Below are 4415 nucleotides of genomic sequence, written 5' to 3'. Positions count from 1 at the left end.
CTCGGGCAGCGCCCGGGTGGCCGGCCACGACGTGACCGCCGAGGCGGCCTCGGTACGGGAGAAGATCGGCTACGTCGGCCAGGCGGGCGGCGTGAACGAGAACGCCCTCGGCCGCGCCGAGCTGATCCTGGCCGCCCGGATCGGCGGCATGTCCCGCGCCGACGCCGGGGCACGGAGCGAGGAACTGCTCACCGCCCTCGATCTGACCGAGGTCGCCGACCGGCCCGTCAGAACACTGTCCGGCGGCCAGAAGCGGCGCGTGGCCCTGGCCGTCGGCCTGGTCAACCGCCCTCGGCTGCTCTTCCTCGACGAACCCACCACCGGTCTGGCCCCGCAGAACCGCGCCCGCCTGTGGGAGGAGGTCCGCGCCCTGCGCGAGCGGGGCACCAGCGTGCTGCTGACCACCCACTACCTGGAGGAGGCCGACGCCCTCTGCGATCGGCTGGCCATCATCGACCACGGCAGGGTCGTCGCCGAGGGCACTCCGGCCGACCTCAAGAAGGAGATCTCAGGAGACGTCGTCACGCTCCGCCTGGACCGGGCCTTCGAGGCACGAAGGCTCCTCACCTCCGAGCCCTACATCAAGGAGGTCCACGAGGAGGAAAGCGTGCTGCGCGCCTACCTCGACGACGGCGAGCACAACCTGCCCCACCTGCTCCGCACCCTCGAGGGCGGCGGGCTGCCGATCCGGTCGATCTCCCTTGACCGCGCCACGCTCGACGACGTCTTCCTGCGCCACACCGGCCGCTCCCTGCGCGACGCGGCCTGACCGACGCCCCTTCGAACCGACAAGGACCCCCCGTGTTCCGACACACCATGCTGTTCCTGGGCCAGGAGCTCGGGCAGACGCTGCGCAACCCCGTCTGGCCGCTGTTCGGCCTGCTGCAGCCCATCCTGTACCTGCTGCTCTTCGCGCCGCTGGTGGCCAACACCGGCGTCGGCGGTGGCACGGGCGACACGCTGCGGATGTTCACACCGGGCGTGATGATGATGGTCGCCCTGTTCGGCTCGCTCTTCGTGGGCTTCGGCATGATCGGCGAGATCCGCAACGGCTACCTGGAAAGGCTCGCGGTCAGCCAGGCATGGCGCCCCGCGATCGTGCTGGGGCGCACCCTGCGCGACATGATCGTGCTGGTCGTCCAGGCCCTGCTGGTGATCGCGCTGGCCACGCTGATGGGCATGCGGGCCAGCCTCCCCGGGCTGGCGGTGATGCTGCTGCTCATGGCGGCCACCGGCCTGCTGGCCTCGGGGCTCTCCTACGGCACGGCCCTCGCGCTGCGCGACGAGAACGGCATGTCGCAGATCATGCAGTTCTTCGCGGTGCCGCTGATCCTGCTCACCGGCATCATGCTGCCGATGTCGCTGGCCCCCGGCTGGATGCAGGCCGTCGCGCAGTTCAACCCGCTCTACCACGCGGTCGAGGCCGGCCGGGCGCTGTTCGACGGCGACTTCTCCGACGGCTCCATCCCGCTGGCCTTCGGTCTCATCCTGGCCCTGTCCGCGATCAGCCTGCGCTGGTCGGTCGGCTCGATGAACCGGATCGCCGGTTAGCTCCGCGGCCCCTCGGCGGAAACGGCGGCCGGGTGCTCCCGCTCTCGCCAGGGCACGGATGTCAGCCGAACCGTTCGGTGAAGACCCCCGCCTGGTCGGTCATCCGTTCGTACTCCTCCAGCCGGGCCTGCGTGCGCAGCGGCGCCGCGTCCGCCATGGCCTCCACCAGCACCATGGCCAGGGCCAGTGGCGCCGCGTGCGAGTCGAAGACCAGCCGTTCGCCGACGGGGGCGGCCAGGACCGCGTCGGCCTCGAAGGGCACGTCCCGCCGGTCGGTGATCACCGCCGTACGCAGGCCCAGGTCCCGGGCGCCACGCAGCGCCTGCAGGGCCTCGGCCGGGTAGCGGGGCAGGATCACCGCGACCAGCCAGCTCGCCCCCGCGCGGCGCGCCGCGTACAGGCCGTCGGCCAGCTCGGAACCGCCGTGGGTCAGCAGGCGGACGTCAGGGTGGATCCGGCGCGCGAAGTAGGCGAACGTGGTGGCCAGCCCGCTGGACACCCGCAGGCCCACCACCGGCAGAGGCTCGCATCCCGCCAGCTTGGCGCCCAGCTCCGAGATGTCGGAGGGGTCGCCCAGCGCGTCGCGTACGCTCCGCAGGTTGTCGATCTCCACATCTATGGCCGCCTGCAGGTCGTTGGCCCGCGACGGCCTCCGCCCGCCCACGACGAGGGGCCGCAGCGCCTGTCTGAGCTCGGGATATCCCGTGAAACCGAGCACCATCGCGAACCTCGTCACCGACGGCTGGCTGACCCCCGCCCGCTCGGCCAGCTCCACGCTGGACAGGAAGATGGCCTCGGACAGGTGGTCGCCCAGGTAGCGCGCGATCCGCCGCTGCACCGGCGACAGCCGCCGCCCCTCCAGAAGCTGATCGAGTCCGTCCCCCACGCCCTCTCCAACCGCTCGACACTCCACGGGCATTCCCCTCCCCCACCCCGCCCCGCTGTAGTTCATACACCCGGGCGGGGCGGGAGTGAGCGGCGCCGGCAGGATTCACCCCCGGGATCGGGACACGGTGGGCGGATCGGTGCGGGTACCTCCCGATCAGGGCCGGCGCGCCCCGGCCGGAGCCCGAGCGTCCGGCCGGGACCCGCGCCTCCGGTCAGGATTCGCGCATCGGGATGCGGACGTCTCGCTCCTCGGCCACGGCGACGGCCTCGTCGTAGCCGGCGTCGGCGTGACGGATGACCCCCATGCCCGGGTCGTTGGTGAGCACCCGGTTGAGCTTCTCGGCACCGAGCCTGGTGCCGTCGGCGACGGTGACCTGGCCGGCGTGGATGGAGCGGCCGATGCCGACGCCGCCGCCGTGGTGGATGGAGACCCACGCGGCACCGGAGGCGACGTTGAGCATGGCGTTCAGCAGCGGCCAGTCGGCGATCGCGTCGGAGCCGTCGGCCATGCCCTCGGTCTCCCGGTACGGGCTCGCCACGCTGCCGCAGTCGAGGTGGTCGCGGCCGATCACCAGCGGAGCCTCGATCTCCCCCGAGGCCACCATGTCGTTGAACCGCTCCCCGGCCAGGTGGCGCTCCCCGTATCCGAGCCAGCAGATACGGGCGGGCAGGCCCTGGAAGTGGACCTTCTCCCCGGCCAGCCGGATCCACCTGGCGAGCGGCTCGTTGTCAGGGAAGAGCTCCAGGATCGCGCGATCGGTCTTGGCGATGTCGGAGGGGGAGCCGGAGAGCGCGGCCCAGCGGAACGGGCCCTTGCCCTCGCAGAACAGCGGCCGGATGTAGGCGGGCACGAAACCGGGGAAGTCGAACGCGCGACCGTAACCCGCCAGCCGGGCCTCGCCCCGGATCGAGTTGCCGTAGTCGAAGACCTCGGCTCCGGCGTCCTGGAAGCCGACCATGGCCTCCACGTGCTTGGCCATGGCCTCGCGGGCCCTGCGGGTGAAGCCCGCCGGGTCCTTCTCCCGTTCGTCGGCCATGTCCTCGAAGGCCACGCCGATCGGCAGGTACATCAGCGGGTCGTGGGCGGAGGTCTGGTCGGTGACGACATCGATCTCGGCGCCCCTGCGGAGCAGTTCGGGCACGATCTCGGCCGCGTTGCCCTCGACCCCGATGCTCAACGGCCTGCGCTGGTCGCGGGCCTCGTACGCCAGGCGCAGCGCCTCGTCGAGGTCGGCGGCGCGGACGTCCAGGTAGCGGTGCTCGATCCGCCGGTCGATCGACCTGGGGTCGCAGTCGACGCAGATCACCACGCCGCCGTTCATGGTCACGGCCAGCGGCTGCGCGCCGCCCATGCCGCCGAGCCCGGCGGTCAGCGTGATCGTCCCCGCGAGGCTCCCGCCGAACCGCTTGGCGGCCACGGCGCCGAAGGTCTCGTAGGTGCCCTGCAGGATGCCCTGGGTGCCGATGTAGATCCAGGAGCCCGCCGTCATCTGCCCGTACATGGTCAGTCCGGCGGCCTCCAGGCGCCGGAACTCCTCCCAGTCGGCCCAGTCGGGCACCAGGTTGGAGTTGGCGATGAGCACCCGCGGGGCCCACTCGTGGGTGCGGAACACGCCGACGGGACGGCCGGACTGCACCAGCAGCGTCTCGTCGCCCTCCAAGCCGGTCAGGGTGCGGGTGATCGCGTCGAAGGAGCGCCAGTCGCGGGCGGCCTTGCCCGAGCCGCCATAGACGACGAGCTGTTCCGGATGCTCGGCCACCTCGGGATCCAGATTGTTCTGGATCATACGAAGCGCCGCCTCCTGCGGCCATCCCTTGGCGGTGAGCGTGGTACCGCGCGGCGCGCGCACAACCCGGCTGCCGGTCATGCCCGGACCTCCCCATCAAGAATGAATGAATACATTCATATTTGTCACCTGGAGGCTACAGGTCAACCCGGGCAGGGGTGTCACGGCAGGGGGTGTCGCGGGCGGCAC

The 4415-nt window shown here is 71.6% G+C and carries 4 protein-coding genes; 2 read left to right on the top strand and 2 right to left on the bottom strand.

The features are described 5' to 3' along the window. Both ABZ260_RS47420 and ABZ260_RS47415 read left to right on the top strand, forming a co-directional pair. Positions 1–769: ATP-binding cassette domain-containing protein (locus ABZ260_RS47420; protein WP_355631558.1), on the top strand; the 769-nt coding region annotated here is incomplete at its 5' end. Between the two features lie 32 nt (positions 770–801). Next, positions 802–1551, top strand: coding sequence for an ABC transporter permease (locus ABZ260_RS47415; protein WP_350924878.1), 750 nt, complete (start codon positions 802–804; stop codon positions 1549–1551). Positions 1552–1612: 61 nt separating this feature from the next. On the opposite strand, the gene ABZ260_RS47410 is transcribed toward ABZ260_RS47415, so the two are convergent. Further along, entirely contained in the window at positions 1613–2437 is an 825-nt protein-coding gene (locus tag ABZ260_RS47410; RefSeq protein ID WP_350924876.1) for a MurR/RpiR family transcriptional regulator, read from the bottom strand. 214 nt (positions 2438–2651) lie between these two features. Further along, positions 2652–4307 carry a urocanate hydratase gene (gene hutU / locus ABZ260_RS47405; RefSeq protein ID WP_355631555.1) on the bottom strand — a complete coding sequence of 552 codons (1656 nt, stop codon included), beginning with the start codon at positions 4305–4307 and terminating at the stop codon, positions 2652–2654. Positions 4308–4415 lie beyond the last annotated feature (108 nt).

The sequence above is a fragment of the Streptosporangium sp. NPDC006013 genome, assembly GCF_040614275.1.
Taxonomy (GTDB): domain Bacteria; phylum Actinomycetota; class Actinomycetes; order Streptosporangiales; family Streptosporangiaceae; genus Streptosporangium.
The sequence above is the reverse complement of the archived record's forward strand: the minus strand, read 5'-3'. Positions and strand labels throughout refer to the sequence as shown.

Bases quoted from the DNA above. Each gene is read 5' to 3' on its own strand.
- hutU (WP_355631555.1), bottom strand. From the start codon at position 4,307: ATGACCGGCAGCCGGGTTGTGCGCGCGCCGCGCGGTACCACGCTCACC.